The sequence below is a fragment of the Peribacillus sp. NPDC094092 genome (assembly GCF_050279365.1).
Classification (GTDB): Bacteria; Bacillota; Bacilli; order Bacillales; family DSM-1321; genus Peribacillus.
Genome location: NZ_JBNNUC010000001.1, coordinates 356,241 through 381,121, shown reverse-complemented (window position 1 = coordinate 381,121; position 24,881 = coordinate 356,241). Strand labels below are relative to the sequence as shown.

Here is a 24,881-nt window from a genome sequence, read left to right as displayed (position 1 = left end):
ATTTTTATATATGTATAAAGAATCATTATAAAAGGAAATACGGCAATGAATGAGGCGATATAGTGGAGAATCATACTTCATCATGGGGGTTACCCATCGCGTGTTTGTGTAATTACGGTTTACCTCAAGCGGCAGCATATGCTGTGGTATTGACATGAATCCAAGGTTATTCCTTTGGAGAAACAGCCATACGGTTCCCGGTTAAAACCTTTTGCTTGAAAGGACACTAGGGAGAGCTTCAGTCCGTAGTATCCCAGGATTTTAGGCATGATGGACACTCGCTTCGGTTAGTGAAGTTTCAAATAATTAATGAGCTGCATTACCTTAAGCTTGGTTAAGGTGTTGTTTCGGGTTGTTTTCATCGAAACAACACCCTTATTTAGTTTTGTATATAAAACTACTTTTTGTTGTGAAAATATTAATCTGAATATTATTGACTATTATGAAAATTCAATATAACATTAAATACCGGTAACATTGTTTTTTATATAAAACAATAGTGGCTGATATTTTTAAGGGGGAGTTGGTGAAGTTTGATGGAATGACAGTCATTTTCATTATTGAAAATCATGAAAGCGCATTCAAATGAGCCTATTATAAGGGGGAAATAAAATGTTACAAGGTCAAAAAAGATGGTTGTACATTGCGATTCCTATTTTTTTCTTCTGGTTTTTCGGCCAGATTGATAAAGTAGGCATCTCTGTTATCCAAACCGATCCTGGATTTTTAAGTGATCTTGGTTTAACTGGCCCGGATAAAAATGCAAAAATTGGCTTGATCTCCTTTATATTCATGATTTCATACTCCTGTTCCAACATTTTTTGGGGAGTTATTATCGATAAGTTAGGGGCACGGAAAACGGCAGTTCTAGGTTTACTGGTATGGACAGCGACAATGGTCATGGGAGGTCTGTCCACTTCATACGAAATGTTTTTAATTAGTAGAGTCATCCTCGGAATTGGGGAAGGTATGATGATCCCGATATCGGGTAAATTCATTTCGAATTGGTTTAATAAACGAGAGCTTGGAAGGGCACAGTCATTCTGGATAACTGGAAACTACCTTGGCCCGGCAGTGGGTACCGTTATACTCATTCTAATTATTTCAACGTTTCATTGGCAGGCCGCGTTCTTTGTTCTCGCTGCCTTTAACTTGTTTATAAATATTCCAATGTTCCTGTTTTTGACTCGTAATACGCCAGAAGAACATCCACGCATGAGTAAAGAAGAAGTTTCCTATATTCGCCAAAAAGGCGAAGCGGAAGATATTCAGTCGAAGCAATTCTTCGCTAAGGATTATCGTTATTGGATTGTTTGGTTCGGCAATTTGATGTCGTCCTTTCTTTTCTTTGGAATCAGTATTTGGCTGCCTACATATCTCGTTGAGGCAAAAGGCTTTGAAAGGGAGGCAATGACTGGCATCACTTCATTATCGTGGCTATTCGCGCTTGGATTCGTCCTGGCTGGCGGATTTTTGGCGGACAAAACGAAGCGCCCGAGTTTGCTTGCGACGATTCTGTTCATACTAACCGCTGTATTTTTGACAATCGCTGTCATTGCACCGAATCCTATTTTTGCCGGCGTTTCAATGGGGCTCGCAATGGGAACTCAGGGTGGGATGTTTCATCTAACCAATTTCTTCATCATCAAATTTTCAACACCTGAAACAGCGGGCCGCGCAGCCGGTTTAATGGGATTCACGAATATTATGGGTGGATTTTCAAGCTATATTATGGGGTGGAGCCGCGATTTGTCCGGTGGTGATTTTGGTCCCTCAATTGCCATGCTGATCGTAGCAGCCACTCTTGGGTTTGTGGCGTACTTGTTTATGATTAAACAAGAAGTTGCCGAAAATCACCTAAGCAATACGACAGGAAACAAACTAACTTTATAGAGAGCAAAAAGTTAATATCATACGTTTTTCAGTTGGGTTTCTCAGTAAGAAAGGGCGATGGGTTCTTGCTGAGAAACCACAATAAAATCTTAAATGCTCATTGACGAGTACATAGTAGTAAAGATACCCACAGATTGATAGGGAATAAGTAACGTTTTTCTGTACGATGGCTTTAGTTTTTTTACAGCTTACATTGACAATAAAGCGATTACATTTTAGAATTGTTTATATAGAAAAACATTGTTTTGTATACAAAACAAATGCGATCATTATGAAAAAATGTGCTCGCTTACTAGATCGTATACTTGAATGTATTTGGATAACCGTTCATCACGGTTGAAAGATAAAAGAAGGGGTGGAGACAATGGGCATGGCCTTAAAAGATAAAGTCGTCTTGATTACAGGGGGAGCTTCTGGAATAGGAGAAGCTGTCACACGCCGTTTTATACAAGAAGGAGCAAAAGTGAGCATTATCGGCCGCTCTATAGACACGTTAGCGAAAATGAAAGAAGAATTTGGTGAAAATATCCTTACTTATCAAGGAGATGTAAGCAAATACGAAGACAATGAGCAAGCGGTCCGAGCTACTGTTGAGCAATTCGGAAAGTTGGATGTTTTCGTTGCGAATGCCGGCGTGTTCGATGGATTTGCCAAATTTGCCGATGTGACTCCTGAGGCGCTTTCCGAAGCGTATGATTTCCTTCTCGATATTAACGTAAAAGGCTCTTTTTTCGGAGCGAAAGCCGCTCTTGAAGAACTGAAAAAAACAAATGGCAATATTATTTTTACCGTGTCCGGTGCAAGTTTTTATCCAGATGGCGGCGGTGTTTGGTACACAGCGAGTAAACACGCCCAAATTGGTTTGATGCGCCAGCTTGCGTTCGAACTATCTCCTTCCATCCGGGTAAATGCGGTAGCCCCAGGGGGGACATTGACAGCACTCACGGTGATTCCGCCGCTGCGTCCATTTGTGAAAATCGTGGATAATGATACGAAAGCAAGCAGCATTAAAAAGCGTAACATTCTTCAACTTGCCCAGATGCCGGAAGATCACGTTGCGGCGTATGTACTGTTAGCTTCTGACGAATCACGCGCGATCACAGGTGAAATCATTTCCAGCGACGGCGGATTGTCAGTGCGAGGACTTGGCTAACTGGCAGAGTTTTGAATACTGTATTAGTTAAGTTGTAAAACGGGAATGGAAGGCATTTTTCTGCTTACCCTCAAGAAAAAGGAACCACTTTCTTTATCAAACAAAAAGAAAGCTATTTCCGGGAAAAATGTTAATTTAGTAGATCATTTGCTATTTTAAGAAATATATTTCAAGTTATTTCAGCTATCCTAAACATTGTTAAAGTTTATGCCAAAAACAAATAAGGGGGACTGATAGTATGCCATATGTAAAAGTCGAAGATTTACGTATACATTATGAAATGGAAGGCAAGGGGGAACCGTTAGTATTATTGCATGGTATGAGCAATAATTCACAGTCCTGGAAGGAACAGATCCAGGAATTAAAGGAGCAATATACAGTCATTGCATGGGATGCCCCGGGTTATGGGAAAAGTTCAGATCCAGCAGAAGAATTTAGAAATTTTAAAGAATTTGCGCGTATTCTGAACGGTATGGTGGATCAGCTAAATTTGGAAAAAATCCATCTGCTCGGCCATTCAATGGGAGCGGCAATTGCGATAGAGTATTGTAGTCTGTACCCGGATAAGATTAATAAACTAATATTAGCCGATTCTACAAGAGGGGCTGCTGCTCTAACCCCAGAAGAGAACCAGACGAAATTGAAAAATCGTTTATTTTCAATTGAAAACCTATCTACTGAGGAGATAGCTGAGAAGAGGATACAAGCATTGCTTTCTCCCCATGCTTCAGAAAAAGTCCATGCACGAGTAAAAGAGATTATGACACAGATAAGACCAGCAGGATATCGTTCGGTAGCGTATTCACTTTATCATCTAAATCAAATGAATTCGTTATCCCATATAGTTGTACCTGTTCTCGTGATTTGTGGTGAGTTGGATACTGTAACTCCTATAAAGGAGTCGGAAGCCATTCATGAAAGGTTAATAAACTCCCGGCTAGTGATAATTCCAGAAGGCGGTCACTTGTGTTACCAGGAAAACCCTGAAAAGTTTAATTCAAGCATTTTGGGATTTTTGAACGATATTGAGTAAGCAAAAAACGAATTCGATTGTTTAAGGTTTCTATAAATGCCTTAGTAAAAAAACAGGTTTTAGGTTATAGAGGGGAATGGATAGTAAAAATGGCTAATTATACAATCGTGGATAAAGAAACTTGTATTGCATGCGGAGCCTGTGGTGCTTCGGCTCCGGATATTTATGATTACGATGAAGAAGGAATTGCGTTTGTTATATTGGATAATAATGTCGGGGCAGCGATCATACCTGAAGAACTCGAGGAAGATATGATAGATGCTTCAGAAGGCTGTCCAACCGATTCTATAAAAGTGGCTCAAGTATCCTTTGATGGGAACCCTAATAAATTTGAATGATATTTATATATTCAATGAGGGCGTTTGTTCTGATAATAGATAGAAAGATTTTGAAACTGGGGGAATTGACGTCACTAGTTTGAAAGGGTGGATATTTAACGATCTAATCCATCATTATTAGTAGGGGAAAAGGAAGTACCGCTTGTATAAACATTACAAGTCAATCCCTTACAACCTGTAGATTACGTACATTATGAACAACCAACCTAGAAAAACAAGGAGTGATTACATTGACAGAAGATAAAAAGGTCTATGACATAACAATTATTGGCGGCGGCCCAGTTGGTTTGTTTACTGCGTTCTATGGCGGAATGAGGCAAGCAAAGGTTAAAATTCTTGAAAGTCTTCCTCAATTGGGAGGACAGCTTTCGGCTCTTTATCCCGAAAAATTCATTTATGATATTGCTGGATTTCCAAAAGTAAGGGCACAGGAATTGATAGAGAATTTAAAAGAACAAATGAAAGTATTCGAACCGACAATTTGTCTTGAAGAAGCAGTTGAACAGATGGAAAAGCAAGAAGATGGAACATTTAAGATCACCACAAACCTCGATACTCATTATTCTAAATCAGTGATCATTACTGCTGGAAATGGTGCCTTTCAACCCCGTAAACTTGAATTGGAAGATTCAACACAGTTCGAAAATAAGAATTTGCATTATTTCGTGAATGATATGAACCGATTTAAAGGAAGAAAAGTGGCGATCCTAGGCGGTGGGGATTCTGCTGTTGATTGGGCCCTCATGTTAGAGCCGATTGCAGAAAAGGTAACATTGATACATAGGAGAGATAAATTCCGGGCCCATGAACATAGTGTAGAAAAATTGGTGAATTCCTCTGTTGAGGTCAAAACACCATATATTCCCACCGAACTGGTTGGAGCAGATCAAATTACTCAGATTGTTTTAGAACAGACAAAGACTCAACAAAAAGAAGTGGTTGATGTTGATGATTTAATTATTAATTATGGCTTTGTCTCTTCTCTTGGAGCGATTAAAGAATGGGGTCTGAACATCCATAAAAATGCAATCATCGTTAATTCCAAACAAGAAACAAACATTTCAGGCATTTACGCTGCCGGGGATATTTGTACGTATGATGGAAAGGTTAAATTAATTGCTTCGGGATTTGGTGAAGGTCCTACGGCAGTTAATAATGCCAAAGCTTATATTGATCCCATGGCGAAAGTTCAGCCATTGCATAGCACTTCCTTATTTGGTTGATAGTTCAGCATAAGGGACAGGCTAAGATGACTGAAAAAAAGTCGAATTCCTTCACGGTTAGGAATTCGACTTTTTAGTTTGGTCAAAGTAACGCCCCGTTAAAGGTTCCCAATATTAATAACTCATTCAAATGTTCCTTTTATCAAAGGAATACCTTTTTCTACCATAACTTGTCCTCTTGCCATTACAGTGCTAATTGCCAAAGTTTCCTTTTGTAATAGTACGATATCCGCATCCTTCCCGGTTTGGATACTGCCCTTATTTGATAGTTTCAGCACTTGGGCAGGATTCGTGGTGATGACCTTCAGTGCCGTTTCAAGGGGGATTCCTTCTTCTAAAACAGAATCACGCACTTCTTGAAATAGCGAAGATACTTTTCCCACTTGAAGGCCCGCATACTCCCCGTGGATGTTGAAAAACGGAAGGCTGGCCTGTCCGTCTGAAGAGAAGGTTATGTGTCCGACTGGTATCCCTTCTTCAAGCATCTTCCGTAAGGCAATGCTGCACTTCACTTCGCCATCATCCAGAAACTGAGGTATGGTGCTTGTTGTAAAGTCTACATACCCGCCGCGCTTAGCGTAATCAATTCCCGCCTTGAATAATTCCTCATTTCGGTTGATATGTGTCGGATGGAGCTGCCGAATCGGAATGTTGGTTATATCAGCAATTGAATGTAACAACGAGAGCCCGCCATCTCCGTCTCCTACATGAACTTCTAATATACCTGCTTTTCCTGACAGAATACCGCCGTTGCGTGCCGCTGCGGCGATTTTGGTCAATTCTTCAAAAGTGGGTTCCGATGATCTATGGTCGGAAATGGCAATCTCCCCGACACCGATGATTTTGTCGATGAAAATAAGGTCATCTTCGATTTTACCTGTCAATGTTTTTACTGGCACTTGGTAGGAACCTGTATGAATGAAACAGGAAATACCCTCTTCTTCAAGCGCCCGGGCCTTGGCGAGCAGGCTTTCCATTCTACGCGTAGTTCCGTCCGTACCGAGCAGGCCGACCAGCGTTGTAATGCCGGAAGTCGTAATATCCGTAAGCATCAGTTCAGGGGTGCGGGTTTTGAATCCTCCCTCACCGCCTCCGCCAATAATATGAACATGTGAATCTATGAAACCTGGAACAACTAAAAGATTGGCCGCATCAATGATATGAATAGGAGCAAAGTTGTCAGGAATTTCGATTCTGTCATCGATGTATGCAATTTTATCATTTGTGATCAAAACGTCTTTCCGTCCTAAGTAATTGGGTGAGTATATCTCGCCATTTTTGATTAAAGTAAGCAATGTGTTTCTCCTCCTGTAATTAATTCGTGTTTTTATCAGAATGGGCCATATCCGATGAAGTGAGCCATGATGACGGCTATTAATCCGATGAGATAGTGAATGAGTACCAGGGGCAGAATCCACTTCGCCCATTTTGTCCATGGTATGCCTGCAATTGCCAAGCTCGCCATCAAGGTGGTAGCGGTCGGGAAAATCATATTTCCAATTCCATCCGCAAAAGAGAAAGACAACACTGCAGTTTGGCGTGTAATATCCAATAAGTCTGCGAGCGGAACCATAATTGGCATGGTCAACATCGCATGACCGGTTCCGGAAGCTAGAATAAAATGAATGAGAGTTTGGAAGCTGTACATGCCAGCAACGCTTAAATAGGCCGGAATATGCTGAATGGCTTCAGATATTTGATGGAGCATAGGGTCGACGATATGTCCCTCATTCAATACAACAAGAATGGCTCGGGATACGCCAATGATCAACGCACCGCCCAGCAAGGCTGCAGATCCATTGGTAAAAGAGCTGACGATGTGATCCGCAGACAATTTTCCGATAATTCCAATGACAATTGTCAATATAATGAATAAGGCAGCGATTTCTGTCATGTACCATTGGAACTTAATGACTCCAAACGCCAAGACGATATAGTTAATTAAGAAACTGCCTAAGATGAACTTATGTCTCGCTGTTAACTTCACACTTGATTGCAGCAGTTTTTTCGATTCTTCTTTTGTATATTTTCCATAGATTCCGATGGAAGGATTTTTCTTTACCTTCATTGCGTAACGATGGATATAAAGAACGGAAACGAGGTAGACGATAATGAATAAAATAAGGCGCAATCCTATTCCTGAGAACATCGGCAATTCAGCAATTCCTTGCGCAAGTCCTACTGTGAATGGATTCATGATGGCAGTCGTGAACCCCGACAATGCTCCAACAATGACGATGGCGGTGCCTGTAATTGTATCGAATCCGAGAGCCAACGCCAGTGGAATGATAAGAGGAAGATATGCTAGTGTTTCTTCCGCCATTCCCATTAAGGAACCGCCTGCAGCAAAAAACAGCATCACGACAGGAATTAATAGCTTTTCACGTGTCGCCAACTTCCGAGCCATTGTGGCGATAAGCACATCAACCGTCCCTGTTGCTCTTAAAACACCGAAAAACCCTCCGATAATCAATAAGAAAAAGATGATATTGCCGGCTTCAACCATTCCTGTGTGAATAGCTTTTATCATATCGAAAAATTCCACCGGTGCAGATTCCATCCATTTAAAAGAAGTGGCGTCAACAGTTGTCCGTCCATCCGCTTCGACCCGTGTATATTCCCCGGCCGGCAAAATGTAAGTAAATAGAGTTGATATGGCGAGAATGCAGAGCAGCAATACAAAAACATTGATTTTTATCTCTTTTTTCCCCGATGTTTCAAGCAAAACAGCTTTCTCTTCTATTCGGCTCATAAGTGTCTCTCCTTTGAATTTAAAATAAGTGCACGAAACTAATAGATTTACAAAATATTGCCGGCCTATCACCTTTCATCTGTTTTTCTAGTATTCTGCTGTTTTCCTCCTTTTCAAAACCATTGGCACGTCAATGTCAATTTCAATATATGCAAAATCTGTGCCAATACGGGGTAATTGTTTTTTATGAAAACTTAATGGGTGAATTGAAGTTTTAGGTCTTTATTGGTTCTTTTTGGTGATATAATAGTACCAATTAAAGATAGGTAGGTGTTTTATGTCAAAATCTTCACTTACACTTATAGCGGGAAGCTCAAAAACAAAGGAAGCCTTGCAGGAGCAACTGGAACAACTGCTTGGAGACTACGTGCATATCAAAAGCCATTCAACCGATGAGGGAATACCTCGTTCTCTGGAAGATGGAATTATCTTGTTTTCATCAGATGCCGCCTATGATAAGAAAGAGGGAAAATATAGCATAAATACCGAGAAAATAATCGTGGGAAAGAGAACTGTTAATCATGAATACATTGACAAGCTATTAAGAATACCGGATGGTTCGGCAGTTCTTTTGGTGAATGATGATGACGATGCAACTATGAACCTTATTGAATCCCTATATCAGCTTGGTGTTGATCATGTTCAATTTATCCCATTCAGGAAGGGGATATTATTTTATGAGAATGTCCAAATAGCCGTTTCACCAGGAGAAACTCACCTATGTCCCTCTTACATAAAAGAAGTGATCGATATAGGGGTTCGTCTTTTTGATATAACAACAATTTTGGAAGTTGTAGAATGCTGTGGTTTACATAAGGATATATCCTCGAAGATTTCAGAAAGGTATATTAGCAATATCATTGAATTACAACGTAAGCTGTTATATGCAGAGCGAGATGCCAAGCAAATGAGCGATCATATCCAAAATGTGTTGGGGACTGTCGATGACGGCATATTGGTCGTTAACGAGGAAGGGCTGATAACGGTATTCAATAACCAGCTTGCTGCATTGTTCCATGTTGATGCAAAAGATGTGGTTAATAAGTATCTGAAGCATGTATTGAATCGCCGGGATATTATCGATTTCATCATGGGAAGTATTGATGAAAGCAAGTTCTTCAATATTGACGGAGTGGATGTCGTGATTTTTCGCTTGCAAATGATGAAAGAAAATACAATCGTCGCAACCTTCAAAAGTGTACATCAAGCTTTCGAAATAGAAAAGACTGCACAAAGAGAGATGCGAAATCAAGGCTTTTATTCAAAATACTGCTTTGAAGATATTATTGGCGAGAATGAAGTGATGAAAGAGCGTAAGCAGATTGCCAAGAAGCTTGCCCTGTCTGAGCATCCGATTTTGATTCAGGGAGAGACCGGAACAGGAAAAGAGCTGTTTGCTCATGCGATCCATGAGCATTCATTGCGAAAGAACGGGCCGTTTCTAGCGGTCAACTGCAGTGCTTTAACAGAGACTTTACTTGAAAGTGAATTGTTTGGATACGAAGAAGGGACATTTACAGGAGCACAAAGGGGAGGCAGGAAAGGACTGTTTGAAATGGCGGATAACGGGACGATCTTTTTGGATGAAATTGGTGACATAAGTCTCACAGTTCAATCCCATCTGCTTCGAGTTCTTCAGGAGGGTGAAATCCGCAGAATTGGCGGCAAGAGAATCATTCCCATAAATGTTAGGGTGATCACCGCGACGAATAAAAATCTTCATGAAAAGATGCGGGACGGTACATTCAGAACAGACTTGTTTTACCGACTGAATGTACTTAACCTTTACATACCGTCACTAAAAGAGAGAAGAGCGGACATTCCACTTTTGATAAAGCATCTCATCACAAAAAGCGGGAAGTGGGTAAAAGTAGAGCAAGACGTTCTGGAATATTTCATGCAATATGAATGGCCCGGCAACATAAGGGAACTTAAAAGCACGATTGATTACATGCTGACGATATGTGAGGGGACTGTCGTGACGAAAAGTGATCTTCCGTTCATGCACGGGCATGCGGAAGAAAGTGTTACGGCAGATTATCCCGTCTGTGAAAGTATGCTGGAAATTCAGGAGCGCACTTTCATCCTGGAAGTAATAAAGCAATACAATGATAAAGGAAAAGCGGCAAGCAGAGAACTTATTTCTAGTAAGAGTCAAGAATCGAACTTTGTCTTGTCCCCTCAGCAAATCCGCCGCCGTCTGGATATTTTAGAAATCGAAGGATTTGTCGTCAAAGGCAGGGGAAGGGCCGGCACTAAGATCACCCCAGAGGGTATGGAGTATTTATATTTTCTTAAGTCAAAGCAGGCTATGCATTGATATAATTTGTCACTGCCACTATGGAGAGTTTGCTATTTTAACTTTAATAAGTTAAAGTAGATTCCCGCCACATCTCGAATTAGAAGTTTAAGAGTTGAAATTATCCCATAAAAAAAGCCCCATTTCTCAGTGCCACAAGAGAAATGGGGCTTTTTTTATACCGATTAGTATGGTTCTTATTCTAATTGACCCTTTTTCATCCCGGGTCGCTTCAGGTTTTTTAAACAAGATACTCATATATTGCTAAAAGCATGGTCATTTTTTAACGTATTCAAAATATGCTTAGTCAGATTTGATTCATCCGTGTTTTTCCAAACAGCAGATATGGAACTTGATAATTCCGAGTTATCGATGTTCAAGGCTTTGACTTGGCGTTTTCCCAATAAACTCACCATATCTTCCGGCATAAGGGCTACGCCTAAGTTATTGGATATTAGATTGGCGATCGTCAGTAATTCTGAGCCTTTACATAATTCTTTAGGTGAAAACCCAGCAGTCAGACAAGCCTTTTCCAAAAGGAATTGAAGGGAATGTGCATGAACGGCATCATAATGGATAAAAGGTTCATCTTTTGCTTCGTATAAATGTATAGCATCTTTTTGTGCTAGTGGATGATCAATGGAGACGACTAATTGTAAAGGAAACCTCATGAATTCAATCATACTTAATCCTTCATTGGCAATGATGTTACTGTGAATGGGCGTTCGGATGAAACCGATGTGATAATTTTGATGGTTTAAGAGTTTTACAGCCCTTGAAGATGTTGTTTCATGCACATAAAATTCTGTATCCGGGTATTCCCCCACGATCTTTTTCAACAATTTCGGGATATATATACTAGCTGCAGAAGGGACGGTAGCAATCTTCAGTTTAGGCTTGGGGATGGCTTTATTTTCAACTATGTAATTCACTGTTTTCTCAATATCTTCAAAGGAAGGAGCTAGTTTTTTATAGATGTACTCCCCTTCTTCCGTCAATGTAATTTTTCTTGTCGTTCGATTCAATAGTTTAAAGCCTAATTGTTTTTCAAGGGATAAAATCTGTTGACTAAGTCCGGGCTGGGATATATGCAGAGTTTTTGAAGCCTCACTGAAACTAAGATGGTTAGAAACCTCTATGAAATAGCGGAGGGATAGGAAATTCAAACAATCACCCACTTCAGTTGGATTTGAAAAAACAAGGCTAAAACCGGATGGTAAAAGAAAGGGTGGACTTTTAATTCCCTCTCTAACAAAAGCAGGAAATAAAGATTAAAGGATAGGATTGCTAGGATGTTGATTTTATAACATTGTCTTATAAGTTTATAACAATAATATATTTCTAAATTGGAAGAGTCAATATTATCCTTAAAGAAAGGAAGAAAAGGTAATAAAAGGTAAAAATTCCCTATAAAATCACTGATTTATCTTGTTTTTAATAGGTGTTATTACACATTTATGCTTGTTGTTTTGATTTATATAAGGCTTTTTCATGGATGACTAGTGCTTTCGAAGTGTGCACCTGACTTTGTGAAAAAAAGGAAAATAAGGTGGTTGGTAGAATAATAACATTATAATTTTTTGCAGTTGATGATAACACATGTGATGGAGTTTTATAAAAAAATTCATAAGTGTTTGCTCATGATTTTGATGTTAAGAGGTATTATCGCGGCAATCGGGGGGTGATATTTTGAAGTGAAACACCAAAGAGGGCCGGGAATGTGCAGGCTGCAATTATAGAGGTCGACCAGCATATCCCTATTTGCAGAAGTATAGTCATTTGCTCGTAAATTCAGTTGACTTATGGTAAAACCCAATTTGTTTTATTTTTGAAAGGAGACTAATTCATGAAATTTTTAAAAAGTTTTATTTTAGTTACTTTCAGTTTCTTTTGTATGATCACACCAGCTTTTGCAAGTGTCCCTGGAGTGGATGGGTCAATGGGAAAGGGAGCAACAAAAGGAATCGTATCAGTTTCCCACCCGTTAGCAGCTGAAGCGGGCATAAAGATATTAAAACAAGGTGGAAACGCAGTCGATGCAGCAGCAGCCATTCAATTATCGTTGAATGTAGTTGAACCAATGATGTCTGGTATCGGTGGCGGTGGTTTTATCATGATTTATAATAAAAAGGAAAATAAAATAACGATGATTGAAAATCGCGAAATGGCACCGCAAAATGTTACGCCTGAACTTTTTTTAGATGAAAAGGGAAAACCTATTCCTTTTAGTAAGCGGCACACATCTGGTAAAGCGGTTGCTGTTCCTGGAACTCTGATGGGCGTAGAGACGTCTCTTGAGAAATATGGAACATTGAAATTATCACAGGTCATAGGCCCGGCCATTAAACAAGCTGAACAAGGGGTAAAAGTCAATTGGGCAACAGCACAATATATCGATGAAAATGTTACAAAGCTTAAAAATAACCAAGCGGCAGCAAAAGTTTTTGTTCCAGACGGAAAGCCATTGGAAGAGGGGGACACCCTCGTTCAGCCAGATCTTGCAAAGACTTTTAAGTTAATAAGAAAACAAGGTTCCAAGGCTTTTTATAAAGGTGAAATTGGGAAAGCGCTTACCAAAGAAGTTCAAAAGCGTGAAGGAACGATGACGACTGAGGATTTGCGAAACTATCAGGTGAAAGAAAGAGAGCCGATTAAATCGGAATATAGGGGATTTGAAGTGGTAGGGGCAGCTTCACCAAGCTCAGGCAGTTTGACCGTTCTACAAATCCTGGAGCTTATGGAAGGATTCGATGTACAAAAGATGGGGGCGAACACACCTGAGTACCTTCATTATCTCACGGAAGCCATGCATCTCGCTTTTGCCGATCGGGCTGCCTATATGGCAGATGAAGATTTTTATGATATACCTACAAAAGGACTTTTGGATGAAGACTATATTAAAGAAAGACGAAAACTCATCAATCCAAATAGATCAACAGCTGAAGTCAAAGCAGGCGATCCATGGAAGTATGAGGGTAAAGAACCCGTTTCAATGAAGCAGGTAAAAGAGGAGAAAACACCGATCGGTCAAACAACCCATTTTTCAGTAATGGATAAATGGGGAAATATGGTTGCTTATACGACTACAATCGAGCAAGTATTCGGATCAGGTATCATGGTACCTGATTATGGATTCATGCTAAATAATGAAATGACAGATTTTGATGCAACACCGGGTGGAGTTAACCAGGTGGAACCAGGAAAAAGACCAAGAAGCAGTATGTCCCCGACCTTCGTATTAAAAGATGGCAATCCATTCATGGCCATTGGTTCACCAGGGGGAGCGACGATAATAGCATCTGTATCTGAAACGATTATGAACGTGCTTGATCATAAAATGCTAATTCAAGATGCCATATTAGCGCCACGTATTTATTCTGCTGGATATCCGACAGTTAGATGGGAACCGGGAATTGAACAAAATACAAGGTTGGAGTTAATGGCAAAAGGCCATGTTTATGAAGAAAAACCCCAGCATATCGGAAATGTGCAAGCTGTTATTTATGATTATGAAAAGGGGAAAATGTATGGAGGAGCCGATAATACGAGAGAAGGAACTGTTCAAGGAGTGTATAATGTTTCCTATAAATCGAAAAAGCCAAAAGAAATAAAGGAAGAAAAAAAGGGACCGTTTACCTTAAAAGTGAATGGAGCCGTTTATCCTTATACAGCTGAACAAATGAAACTGATAGATGAAAAACCCTATATCCAATCAGACAAATTGTTACTTGGTTTGGGTGCAATTGGAACAGGGGACTTGGAAACATTTAAACCGGATAAAAAATCGTATCTACCTGTGTTAAGAGTAGCGCAATCATTAGGGTATAAAGCAAAATGGAAGGAAAAAGAAAAAGAGGCACTATTGGAAAAAGATCCGGCGGATATTGAAGATACAGACGATGATGGCAGTGTCACGAATTAATTTTACCATGACGATTTTTTTTGAAATTCCTCTAGCAAGGCGTTATTAAGGAAACCAAGGAAAATGGCTAGAGAAATTAAATCAAACATTCCCCTTGTACGATGTGCATAAAAGGGGGATGTTTTTTTGCATTATCGTATTTTTTTAGTCATCGTTCCTGACATCGCTCTTAAAAAAGCTATGTATGTCCTTGATTAACCTACATACTGCAGGAGACAGATATCGATCTTTCAAATAAGCCAGGTAAACAGTCCTTTCCAAATAATTCGAATCGATCGCGCGGATTGCAGTATTGGGGGGGGCAGCGGATCTTATATAGTTCTCCGGTAAAATTGTAACCCCAAGCCCTGCTTCAACCAAACTGCAAGCCGTTTCTAGCCTTTCTATTTCGTAAAGGATATTGGGAATTGCATTTTCATCCTTAAATGCTCTTAAGATATCGTCACTCGTTTGAAATCCAGTTGTACTGATGATCAATTCTTTCTTTGCTATGTCTTGGAAAGTGACGGACTCTTTTTCGTTTAACTCGTCATCTTTATGGATCAAAAGCATGAATCTTTCATTATAAAGGGGAGTGGACAGAATTTCATCGTTGTTGATGGGCTGGTTCGTGATGGTGAAATGAACATTATACCGATTTAATGAATCGAAAACCTTCTCTTCCCCTAATATTTCCCTGACTTTTAAATGAACATTAGGATAATTGATTTTAAAATTCCTGATTATCTTCGGGAACCAAAATTTGAATGATTCGATGGAACCTATTGATACGGTTCCGCTTCCAACATCCTTCATTTCCATAAGCTCCACTTGCATATTTTCGAATCTTCTTAACAGATCAACAGATCTCGTATAAAAAATCCCCCCTGCTTCCGTAAGCTCAAGCCCCCTTGTATTGCGTTCCAAAAGCTGAAAACCAACTTCATTTTCTAATTTCATTATGGCATTACTTAGGGAAGGTTGTGATAAATGCAGCATTTTTGCCGCTTTTGAGAAATTCTTTTCCCGGACAATGGTAGTGAAGTATCGAAGTTGACGAAGATCCATTTATTCTCCTTTCTATAGCTTTAAACTATAGATATATTGAAATTTTGTATTGGTAATTATATATTATCTCAATTATAATTTTAAAAAAAGATATTTCGGAATTTTTTAAATAAAGGAGAAATTATGTATACTAATCCAACTTTAAAGTATTGGGATGGAAGAATTGATTCCCAATCTGACATGGACAGCTTCAGATACCACCAAAGAGTACGCTTGGCACCGATTTCGGAATTAGCCACCCTTTCCAATGCATCAAGGACCTTTGGATTGATCGGCTTCAAATGCGATGAAGGCGTCAAAAGGAATAAAGGCAGGATTGGTGCTGCAGAGGGTCCTGATCATATTCGACAGTCATTGGCAAAATTACCCTGTCATTTACCTTCCCAAACCGAACTGGTGGATGCTGGTGATGTAATATGTGAAGGTACAGAGATGGAGGCCGCCCAATCCCAACTGGGGTCGGCTGTTACCCGGATATTGGAGAGTAAATCGATTCCTATCATACTTGGGGGAGGGCACGAAACCTTGTATGGCCATTATCTTGGTATTAGGAAATACATTGGACCAAAAGCTAGATTGGGAATCATTAATATTGACGCTCACTTTGATATGAGGCCTTATGAACAAGAAAGTTCATCAGGAACGATGTTTAAGCAGATTTTGGACGAAGATCAAAGCTGTGGCTATTTATGTATCGGAATTCAGAAGCAGGGGAATACGAAGGCACTGTTTGAAACGGCCGAGAGAAGTAAGGTTGACCACATCTTGGAAGAAGATTTATCATTGGAAGAAATGGATGAAACTAAGCGGCGGATAAATGAATTCGCCAAGGAAAATGACTACATTATTCTTACATTATGTACGGACGTTATTGATTCAGCCTATGCACCTGGGGTAAGTGCTCCATCGCCGTTTGGACTGAATCCGAAATTGGTCCGTGCCATTATCAGGCATATCGTATCGAATGAAAAGATCCTCTCCTTTGATATCTCGGAAGTGAATCCTTCGTTGGACGAAAATAATAAAACCGTTACATTGGCAGCACATTTAATAAATGAGGTTTTATTGCATTTTAAATAATTTATGGCTTTTCTCAATGCCATCTCCATAATCAATTATCAGTATTGAAGAGGAAACCCGTTTCCGGCGCCTGACTGTCCATTTCATGGACAGTCTTTTTTACGCTGCCTAGACCAATTAAAGGAGTAGCCATGACTCTGCCAAAGTTCAATACTGATACTTATAAGTTTTTAGTTTATAATAACAACCATCTAGCCTTTAGAGGGGGGATTCCATGAATGAATATAAAGTAACGGTAAGGAATGGCAGTACCTTAATTTTATCGGAAATCATTAAAGCTGAAGATGAAAGAGAAGTCCTAGGCACCCTTTTGATTTCCAGCGAATTATTTAATCAGCCATTTACCGACATCAGGATTTTGGAACGCTGATTTGTGGCTTCCTATTCCATTTGTTACACTGTAATAAATCTTAATACGGTAGGCGATATTATGTGTGGACGTTTCACCCTTTTCACTGGCATTGAGGAAATAAAAGATCGGTTCGATGTACAAGGATCATTTGATGAGGAATACCAATTCAGCTACAATATTGCTCCCTCCCAATCCGTGCTATCGGTCATTAATGACGGGGCAAGGAACCGACTTGGATATCTTCGGTGGGGACTCATTCCTTTCTGGGCAAAAGATGAAAAAGTGGGCTATAAAATGATCAATGCCAGAGCGGAAACCATTGCAGAGAAAGCAAGCTTCAAGAATGCGTATAAGAAGAAGAGATGCTTGATAATCGCTGACTCATTTTATGAATGGAGGAAGACACCAGAAAGAAAAATACCGATGCGGATAAAACTGAAGAATCATGCTCCATTTGGAATGGCCGGGATATGGGAATCCTGGAAATCTCCTGAAGGCCTCAGCATCTACTCGTGCTCCGTCATAACAACCGTTCCTAATGAGCTGATGACCAGCATTCATGATCGTATGCCTGTCATCCTTAAACCAGAAGATGAAAAAGATTGGTTGAATCCATCCATTAATGATCCTGCATATCTGCAACAATATTTAAAGTCATTCGATTCGGAACAAATGGAAGCTTTTGAGGTATCAACTGATGTGAACTCGACTAAAAATAATTCACCTAACTTAATACAACAAATTTGCTGAGAGGTCATTAGACCTCTTTTTATATTAATTCCGTCCCGATAAAAATCACAGAAAACTCATTGTACTGATTAAGTCAAGATCACTTATTAATAGGTAAGAAGTGCATGTGAAAAAGTTTAAAACTAAACCTTGCGAAAATAGGCAAAATGCTGTACTCTTATATTTGCTTTTCAAAACTACTTCGATGTCACTTTCACAAACTCAGTTTGGTTTCGGTAAATTTCCAGCCTGGCACTTTTCTGGCAGGTATCGTATTATTTGATAAATATATAATTTTGATCTTCTTATCAAGAGAGACGGAGGGACTGGCCCGAAGATGTCTCGGCAGCGGACTTAATAGGAGTGCTGTGCCAAATCCAGCAGGCTGATTCTTGCCTGAAAGATAAGGAGGGTGTTTTTTATAAATTAAAAGACCTCTTCTTGTTGTTTAATAGAAGGGGTCTTTTTTATGCTGACAGTTTTGTTAACTATAGCTCCATGACTTGAGAATCAAAATCGAATTGGTGTTATTTGTGATAACTGTTGAAAAATAAAAGCTGTGACACATGTCATGGGAAAAATAAAAAGAGGTGTACATCATGAGTGCAAACAATAAAGGGAATCCATGGGCATTGATCCCATTTGTCGTATTTTTATTTTTATTTATAGGGTCCGGAATCATCACTAAAGATTTTTATTCATTTCCGGTAATTGTAGCGATTTCCATTGCATCAGCAGCTGCATTGGCAATGAATCGGAAAGAGACTTTAAATGAAAAAGTTGATATCTTCTGTAAAGGTGCCGGTGACGCCAATATAATGTTAATGGTTATCATTTTCCTTTTAGCAGGCGCTTTTTCCGAAGTTGCGAATGGCATGGGGGCGGTTGAATCAACGGTGAATCTTGCCTTAGCGGTTTTTCCGCAAAATCTTTTAATGGTAGGGATTTTCATTATCGCTTGTTTTATTTCTCTATCTATGGGGACGAGCATGGGAACGATTGTAGCATTAGCACCTATCGGGGTGGGAATTAGCGAGCAAACCGATATTTCGCTTGCCCTCTCAATGGCTGCCGTTATTGGTGGTGCAATGTTTGGGGATAACCTATCCTTCATTTCGGATACGACAATCGCTGCAGTTCGAACACAGGGAACGAAAATGAAGGATAAGTTCAAAGTGAATTTTTTCATCGTTTTACCTGCGGCCATCATCACATGTGCCATTCTAGGAATATTAACGATGGGTGAACAAGCCGACATCACCCAAAATTCTTATGACTGGGTGAAGATTCTTCCATACCTTTGCGTATTGATCACTGCATTGGCAGGAGTCAATGTGTTCCTGGTCCTTTCCATCGGAATCGTATTTGCCGGAATTATCGGCTTGGCGGATGGAAGTTATCAACTGTTGGGTGTCATTCAAAAAGTTGGTGAAGGAATGGCGGGAATGTATGAAATATCCTTCCTTGCCATTTTAATTGCAGGAATGGTTGCTGTAATCAAACATAATGGTGGCATCGATTATCTGCTCCAACTCGTGACCCGAAATAGCAAATCCAAAAAAGGGGCGGAATTCAGCATTGCTGGGCTTGTTGGTTTGACGAACCTTTCAACGGCAAATAACACGATTTCGATTATTATTGCCGGGCCGCTTGCCAAAAATATCGCTGAAAAGTATGGGATTGATCCGCGTAAATCGGCGAGTTTACTTGACGTTTTTGCCTGTTGTATCCAAGGGTTAATTCCATATGGGGCACAACTGCTTGTTGCAGCAGGGGTAGCTAAGATTTCTCCGATAAGCATCTTGCCGTATTCATATTACCCAATCCTAATTGGACTTTGTGGAGTAGTGGCCATCTTGATTGGTTATCCACGGTTTCAGCCGGGAAATGATGAAACGAAGAAACGGACTTCTTAAAAAGAGGATAATAATGAAAAAACACCCTGAATCATTGGATACAGGGTGTTTTCTGTATGAACGAATACTGAAACATCTAAAAAATATCAGGAAGTCATCCTTGCTTTTTTCAGCATACGTGTTCCTCAGTGTCCAGAAACTAGTCAAGGCCGTCTTCAGCTGAACTGAAAATTCCAATTCATCTGTTTGGTATTTCTTTAATTTATGTTAAACCATTATTTTCATGATCATTCCGGTCCATATTGTTTGTCATGAATAGAGGACGACACCAACTAATCCAGAAAGAATAATTACATAGGCTGGGTGCCAGCGTAATTTCATTAGGGCAAATAACGATAATCCAAAAACAAGTAATAAGCTTATCGTATGCCATGAAAAGCTCCGTGCAATCATATGATTGGAAAGTGCTAAACTTATTGCTGCAAAGAGGATTAAACTAGTGACAATGGGTCTTAATCCATAAAACATGGATTGAATAACTGGATAATGGTTCAATTTGCAGAAGAAGGTGGCAATAACGGTCACGAATATAATAGCAGGTAACAAGATTCCGAGAGCCGATGCTATGGCTCCTGCTAATCCAGCAGTCGAATAGCCAACGAGAATGGCACTATTGGCTGTGACAGGTCCTGGGGACATCCCGGAAATAGCGATTATATCGGTAAATTGTTGCGTCGTCATCCATCCATGCTGTGAGACTTCCGATTCAATTACGGGAATCATGGCGTATCCGCCTCCGAACGATACAAAGCCGATAATGAAGAAGGTGCTAAACAACTCCCACAATTCCATCATTCTATCACACGCTTTCTTGAAAATTAGTTAGATCCCTTTTTTGGATTTGCCTATATGCCAGCACCCATGAAAGGTTCGAAATCATTTTCTTCTTCTCTATCTTTTCTGTCCATCTTGACATCGTAACCTAATTTTCTCTTAATGGAGATTGTCACAATACCGACTACAGCTCCTGCTACAATTACTATCACAGGGTGGAGAAAGAAGAGGACTGGAATTCCTGCTAGTAAAATACATAAAGTTGATTTGTCTACAACAGCCGTTTTTCCTATCTTCATAGCCGCATAGGCGATGATGGCTACTATGGAAGCTCTGATCGATATGAATGCAGATTCTATCTTTGGATTATCCTGAATGAAAAAATACAAAATGCCTAGGGCCAGAACAATGAAAAAGGTAGGTAATGAAACACCGATCATAGCGGCCATTGCCCCCTTCATTCCGGCAATTCGATGTCCGATAAAGGTGGCGGAGTTAATGGCGACAGCTCCCGGTACGGACTGAGATAAAGCAAAAACATCCGTAACTTCTTCGCTTTTCATCCATTTCCTCTTTTCGACCACTTCTTTTTCGATTAATGGGATCATCGCAAACCCGCCTCCGAATGTGACAGGTGCTATTTTAACAAAGGTCCAAAATAAATGGAATAGAGTTTTCCATTGTCCTTTCATTGACATCAGTCACTTCCTTTGCCGCTAAGATTAAATCTTATTACTAACATATCAAAGAAAAAGGAATGGGTAAATTGCAACAAAATCATCGGGTATAACAAAACGTTATACCCAGAAGATTTATCCGTTTTATAAAGAATGTCGCCAATAATTTATCAGCCTTACTTATTCAGGGATGCAGCACTCTTATTTCATTTCACCATTTACCTTTATGATGCTATCATTTTAATAAACTATCTAAAAACATGGAGGTCGTTTTCTTGAAATTGGAAAATCTAAAAATGTTTTGTTTAGTGGTGGATGAAGGAAGCATAAGCCAGGCAGCGAGGTTAAGTTTCCTATCTCAACCCGCTGTAACAAGACAAATCCATCAATTGGAAAATTATTATAACACTTTGTTATTCGACCGTGAGGAAGGAAGGCTGAGAGTTACAGAAGCAGGGAAGTTGTTATACCCTTTTGCAAAAGCTATCGTTAATGACTTCAACCAATCAAAAGAAGTGATTCAGCAATCAACTGGCAAGTACAATGCAAACCTCATTGTAGGGGCGTCCTTGACTATCGGTGAGTATTTGTTGCCGAGCTTGCTTGGGAGATTTAAAAAACAACAGCCTGAAATAAAAGTGACATTAACGATAAAAAATACCCCCCGGGTTCTGGAGGATCTTTCAAATGATGTCATTGATTTGGCCTTGGTGGAAGGACTAGTAGAAAACAGTGATTTTATTGTAGACAAGTTCGCCGAGGACGAATTGATATTGGTATGTCCGTCTGACCACCCATGGAAGGACAGAAAGGAAATTCAGCTTGAGGAATTGGGAAATGAAAGGATGATTTGGCGTGAATCCATTTCAGGAACACGGCTTATAGTAGAAAACATGTTAAGGGAGCATGGGGTTTTAGAAAAAATAGACAGCTACATGGAGATTGGTAGCACACAAGCGATAAAAAGTGCGGTTGAGGCTGGACTTGGAATCAGCATTTTGCCAAGGTTGACAGTGGCCAGGGAATTGCAGCAAGGCTATTTGCGGGAAGTGGGTATTTCCAGAATAGATATAAAAAGAAATTTATGGCTAGTCAGGAAAAACAATCGTTTTAATAAAATAGGGGTTTCTAAATTTGTTCATTTTCTTCAATAAGGAAGGAAAGGCACTTTGGTTCACCATTACAATTTGGCAGCGTTTTCGGTTTCGCGGTTAACGATGTGCCCCCACCTTACCTAGAAAAAGTCATGGAAAATTGAATAACCGCATGAAATATCATAAAAGCTCTTCTCTATCGGGAGGGGCATTTTGTAGTTGGATGTTCAGTTTACGGTTAACCGAAGTATGGAAAGAGCAGTTTATATATAAATAAAATTGAAGTTACTATTAGAAATAGGAAATATACTTAATGGCTAATTAATTATAAAATAAATTCATATTATTCTAAAAATTTCTATAAAAAGAGAAAGTTTACTTTTACAACACACGGAATATAGACATGATATCTGCTATTCAAACGAGAAAGGGGTATGAAATGTCCAAAGTATCTATTATTAAAGGAATTGTTTCCGTTCCCATTATTTTTGCTATACTCTCGGGATCTTGTGTTACAAATGCTGCATCCGTTGAGCCAATGCCGGCAACAAATGCAACTATTTCAGCAAATAAGGCTTTTTATGAACAGTTGAATTTTAAAGACAAGGAAGATTTCAAGAATGCACATAAAGGATTCATTGCACCCTTGAATATGAATCCAATAAAAAACTCAAAAGGTGCCGTAGTATGGGATAGTAATCGATATTCATTCATAAAAGAAGACCAGCCGGCAAGTAATACCGTAAACCCTAGCTTGTGGAGACAAGCACAATTACAGAATATAACGGGCTTATTTAAGGTGGTTGATGGCGTTTATCAAGTTCGGGGCCAGGATTTATCAGTGCTTACCATTGTGGAAGGAAAAACAGGAATAATAGTTTTGGATGCACTTTCTACAATTGAAACGGCCAAAGCTGCGATGGAGCTGTATTTTGAACATCGACCCAAAAAAACGGTAAGTGCCATTGTTATTAGTCATAGCCATGCGGATCACTTTGGTGGAATAAAAGGCATTGCTCAGTACGCTGAAAATCCAGCTAATGTGCCCATTATCGTTCCCGCAGGTTTTAACGATGAAGCGCTAAGTGAAAACATTCTTTTAGGCAATATAATGTCTCGCCGTGCAGGTTATATGTTCGGAAATCTTTTACCCGCAAATGAAAGGGGATTTGTTACTTCTGGTATTGGCCCGGGATTGAGTAACGGAACTTTTAGCTATTTACCTCCAACAATGGAAATAAAGGATAATATTCAAACGGTGGAAGTAGACGGGATAACATTTAAATTTTTATTGACGCCGGATTCAGAAGCTCCATCTGAGATGCATTATTATATCGATGATTACAAAACGTTAGTGGTAGCCGAAAACACCGGACACACGTTACATAACATTTATACATTAAGGGGAGCTAAAACCAGAGATACCTTAAAATGGGTGAAAGCACTTGATGAAACGGTTGATTTGTTTGGAAATGAAGAGATAGATGCTATGGTTACGGCCCATACATGGCCCATATGGGGAAGGGACCATGTACTGGAGCAGTTGGAAAGTCAGCGTGATTTATATAAATATATTCATGACCAAACCATACGATTAGCCAATTTAGGACTAACGCCTGATGAAATTGCTGAAAAGATAAAGCTTCCTGAAAAGTTGGATAAAGTTTGGGCCAATCGGGGGTATTACGGAACATTGAAACACAACGTAAAAGCGGTGTATAACTTTTATTTAGGATATTTCAACGGTAATCCATCCGACTTGGATACTTTACCACAAGAGGAATCGGGCGCTAAATATATAGAATATATGGGTGGGGAAAAGAAGGTTATTAAACAGGCAAAACTTGATTATAAAAAAGGGGAATATCGCTGGGTGGCTCAAGTCTTAAAGCATGTGGTCATGGCTAACCCCGAAAATGAAGAAGCAAAAAATTTACTGGCTAATGCTTATGAACAATTAGGATACACAGCTGAATCTTCTGTGTGGCGTAATTTCTATCTAACAGGCGCAGATGAGTTAAGGAATGGTGTGGCAGACTCCAAGGGAACTGGCGGAATGATGAGTCTTGATACGTTGCTCAATATGCCAATGGATGATTTCATGAAATTCCTGTCCATTAAATTAAACGGAACAAAAGCGGAAAATAAAAATATGACATTCAATTTGACATTTACAGATTCGAAAACCAATTACAGAATGGATCTAAATAATTCTGTATTGAATTTCAAGAAAGGGAAAATGGCGTCCACCGCTGATGCAACATTAACACTGGATAGAATAACCTTCTATCAAATTGCACTAGGACGCGAAGATTTATCCAAAATGGAAGCGGCCGGTAAAGTTTCCATTTCCGGTGATAAAGAACAGTTTGAAGATTTCCTATCTTTGCTGGATCAATTTCAACCAAAGGTTAATATCGTTACTCCGTGATAATCAACTATATTATATTCTGTAAACGGAATGGATCGGTTACCCACGAGTCTAATTATTAGTCTCGTGGGTTTGAATGTATCAAATAATCTTGTAGGCATCCAGTTTCGTTAATTCATTCATTGTTTTTTAATGAAAGAAACGCTCCTGAAAGTCACAGAACAAAAA

General features: G+C 39.5%; 19 protein-coding genes and 1 riboswitch. Of the genes, 13 read left to right on the top strand and 6 right to left on the bottom strand.

Going from position 1 to position 24,881, the window contains the following annotated elements:
- The first annotated feature begins 612 nt into the window (after positions 1-612).
- The 5 genes from ACQKNS_RS01770 (at position 613) to ACQKNS_RS01750 (ending at position 5,640) form a co-directional block, all read left to right on the top strand.
- A complete protein-coding gene (locus ACQKNS_RS01770) occupies positions 613-1,893 on the top strand; it encodes an MFS transporter (RefSeq protein WP_427640906.1) in 1,281 nt (426 codons plus the stop codon).
- 364 nt (positions 1,894-2,257) lie between these two features.
- Positions 2,258-3,046, top strand: coding sequence for an SDR family NAD(P)-dependent oxidoreductase (locus ACQKNS_RS01765; RefSeq protein WP_427640905.1), 789 nt, complete (start codon positions 2,258-2,260; stop codon positions 3,044-3,046).
- Between the two features lie 238 nt (positions 3,047-3,284).
- Entirely contained in the window at positions 3,285-4,079 is a 795-nt protein-coding gene (locus ACQKNS_RS01760) for an alpha/beta fold hydrolase (RefSeq protein WP_427640904.1), read from the top strand.
- 89 nt (positions 4,080-4,168) lie between these two features.
- The gene (locus ACQKNS_RS01755) at positions 4,169-4,417 is read left to right on the top strand and encodes a ferredoxin (RefSeq protein WP_133345650.1); all 249 of its coding nucleotides are present in this window, start codon (positions 4,169-4,171) and stop codon (positions 4,415-4,417) included.
- A gap of 230 nt (positions 4,418-4,647) precedes the next feature.
- The gene (locus ACQKNS_RS01750; RefSeq protein WP_427640903.1) at positions 4,648-5,640 is read left to right on the top strand and encodes an NAD(P)/FAD-dependent oxidoreductase; all 993 of its coding nucleotides are present in this window, start codon (positions 4,648-4,650) and stop codon (positions 5,638-5,640) included.
- 122 nt (positions 5,641-5,762) lie between these two features.
- On the opposite strand, the gene iadA is transcribed toward ACQKNS_RS01750, so the two are convergent.
- Together iadA and ACQKNS_RS01740 are read right to left on the bottom strand one after the other, a co-directional pair.
- Positions 5,763-6,935, bottom strand: a complete 1,173-nt coding sequence (gene iadA, locus ACQKNS_RS01745) for a beta-aspartyl-peptidase (protein ID WP_427640902.1) — start codon at positions 6,933-6,935, stop codon at positions 5,763-5,765.
- Positions 6,936-6,970: 35 nt separating this feature from the next.
- Entirely contained in the window at positions 6,971-8,392 is a 1,422-nt protein-coding gene (locus tag ACQKNS_RS01740) for a YfcC family protein (protein ID WP_427640901.1), read from the bottom strand.
- 277 nt (positions 8,393-8,669) lie between these two features.
- Here ACQKNS_RS01740 and ACQKNS_RS01735 point away from each other — a divergent pair, with 277 nt between their 5' ends.
- Positions 8,670-10,712: a sigma-54 interaction domain-containing protein gene (locus ACQKNS_RS01735; protein WP_427640900.1), complete on the top strand. Its 2,043-nt coding sequence runs from the start codon at positions 8,670-8,672 to the stop codon at positions 10,710-10,712.
- 233 nt (positions 10,713-10,945) lie between these two features.
- On the opposite strand, the gene ACQKNS_RS01730 is transcribed toward ACQKNS_RS01735, so the two are convergent.
- Complete coding sequence (locus tag ACQKNS_RS01730) at positions 10,946-11,857, bottom strand: LysR family transcriptional regulator (RefSeq protein ID WP_427640899.1); 912 nt, start codon at positions 11,855-11,857, stop codon at positions 10,946-10,948.
- Positions 11,858-12,537: 680 nt separating this feature from the next.
- Between ACQKNS_RS01730 and ggt the strand changes: the two genes are divergently transcribed.
- Positions 12,538-14,613, top strand: a complete 2,076-nt coding sequence (ggt, locus tag ACQKNS_RS01725; protein WP_427640898.1) for a gamma-glutamyltransferase — start codon at positions 12,538-12,540, stop codon at positions 14,611-14,613.
- Between the two features lie 144 nt (positions 14,614-14,757).
- Here ggt and ACQKNS_RS01720 read toward each other — a convergent pair whose 3' ends face one another.
- Positions 14,758-15,660 (bottom strand): LysR family transcriptional regulator, encoded by a 903-nt coding sequence (locus tag ACQKNS_RS01720; protein WP_427640897.1) that lies wholly within the window; start codon positions 15,658-15,660, stop codon positions 14,758-14,760.
- Positions 15,661-15,783: 123 nt separating this feature from the next.
- Here ACQKNS_RS01720 and hutG point away from each other — a divergent pair, with 123 nt between their 5' ends.
- The 4 genes from hutG (at position 15,784) to ACQKNS_RS01700 (ending at position 19,737) form a co-directional block, all read left to right on the top strand.
- Positions 15,784-16,740: a formimidoylglutamase gene (hutG, locus tag ACQKNS_RS01715; protein ID WP_427640896.1), complete on the top strand. Its 957-nt coding sequence runs from the start codon at positions 15,784-15,786 to the stop codon at positions 16,738-16,740.
- A 214-nt stretch (positions 16,741-16,954) separates the two neighbouring features.
- Complete coding sequence (locus ACQKNS_RS01710) at positions 16,955-17,110, top strand: hypothetical protein (protein ID WP_153246094.1); 156 nt, start codon at positions 16,955-16,957, stop codon at positions 17,108-17,110.
- 60 nt (positions 17,111-17,170) lie between these two features.
- Positions 17,171-17,842 (top strand): SOS response-associated peptidase, encoded by a 672-nt coding sequence (locus tag ACQKNS_RS01705; protein ID WP_427640895.1) that lies wholly within the window; start codon positions 17,171-17,173, stop codon positions 17,840-17,842.
- A gap of 281 nt (positions 17,843-18,123) precedes the next feature.
- A riboswitch (SAM riboswitch) is annotated at positions 18,124-18,231 on the top strand.
- Between the two features lie 189 nt (positions 18,232-18,420).
- Entirely contained in the window at positions 18,421-19,737 is a 1,317-nt protein-coding gene (locus tag ACQKNS_RS01700) for a Na+/H+ antiporter NhaC family protein (protein WP_427640894.1), read from the top strand.
- A 249-nt stretch (positions 19,738-19,986) separates the two neighbouring features.
- On the opposite strand, the gene ACQKNS_RS01695 is transcribed toward ACQKNS_RS01700, so the two are convergent.
- Together ACQKNS_RS01695 and ACQKNS_RS01690 are read right to left on the bottom strand one after the other, a co-directional pair.
- The gene (locus tag ACQKNS_RS01695; protein ID WP_427640893.1) at positions 19,987-20,532 is read right to left on the bottom strand and encodes a chromate transporter; all 546 of its coding nucleotides are present in this window, start codon (positions 20,530-20,532) and stop codon (positions 19,987-19,989) included.
- Positions 20,533-20,582: 50 nt separating this feature from the next.
- Positions 20,583-21,209: a chromate transporter gene (locus ACQKNS_RS01690; RefSeq protein WP_427640892.1), complete on the bottom strand. Its 627-nt coding sequence runs from the start codon at positions 21,207-21,209 to the stop codon at positions 20,583-20,585.
- A 254-nt stretch (positions 21,210-21,463) separates the two neighbouring features.
- On the opposite strand from ACQKNS_RS01690, the gene ACQKNS_RS01685 reads away from it, so the two are divergent.
- Positions 21,464-22,342 carry a LysR family transcriptional regulator gene (locus tag ACQKNS_RS01685; RefSeq protein ID WP_427640891.1) on the top strand — a complete coding sequence of 293 codons (879 nt, stop codon included), beginning with the start codon at positions 21,464-21,466 and terminating at the stop codon, positions 22,340-22,342.
- A 379-nt stretch (positions 22,343-22,721) separates the two neighbouring features.
- On the top strand, positions 22,722-24,713 hold the full coding sequence (locus ACQKNS_RS01680) for an alkyl/aryl-sulfatase (protein WP_427640890.1): 1,992 nt from the start codon (positions 22,722-22,724) through the stop codon (positions 24,711-24,713).
- The last annotated feature ends 168 nt before the right edge of the window (positions 24,714-24,881 follow it).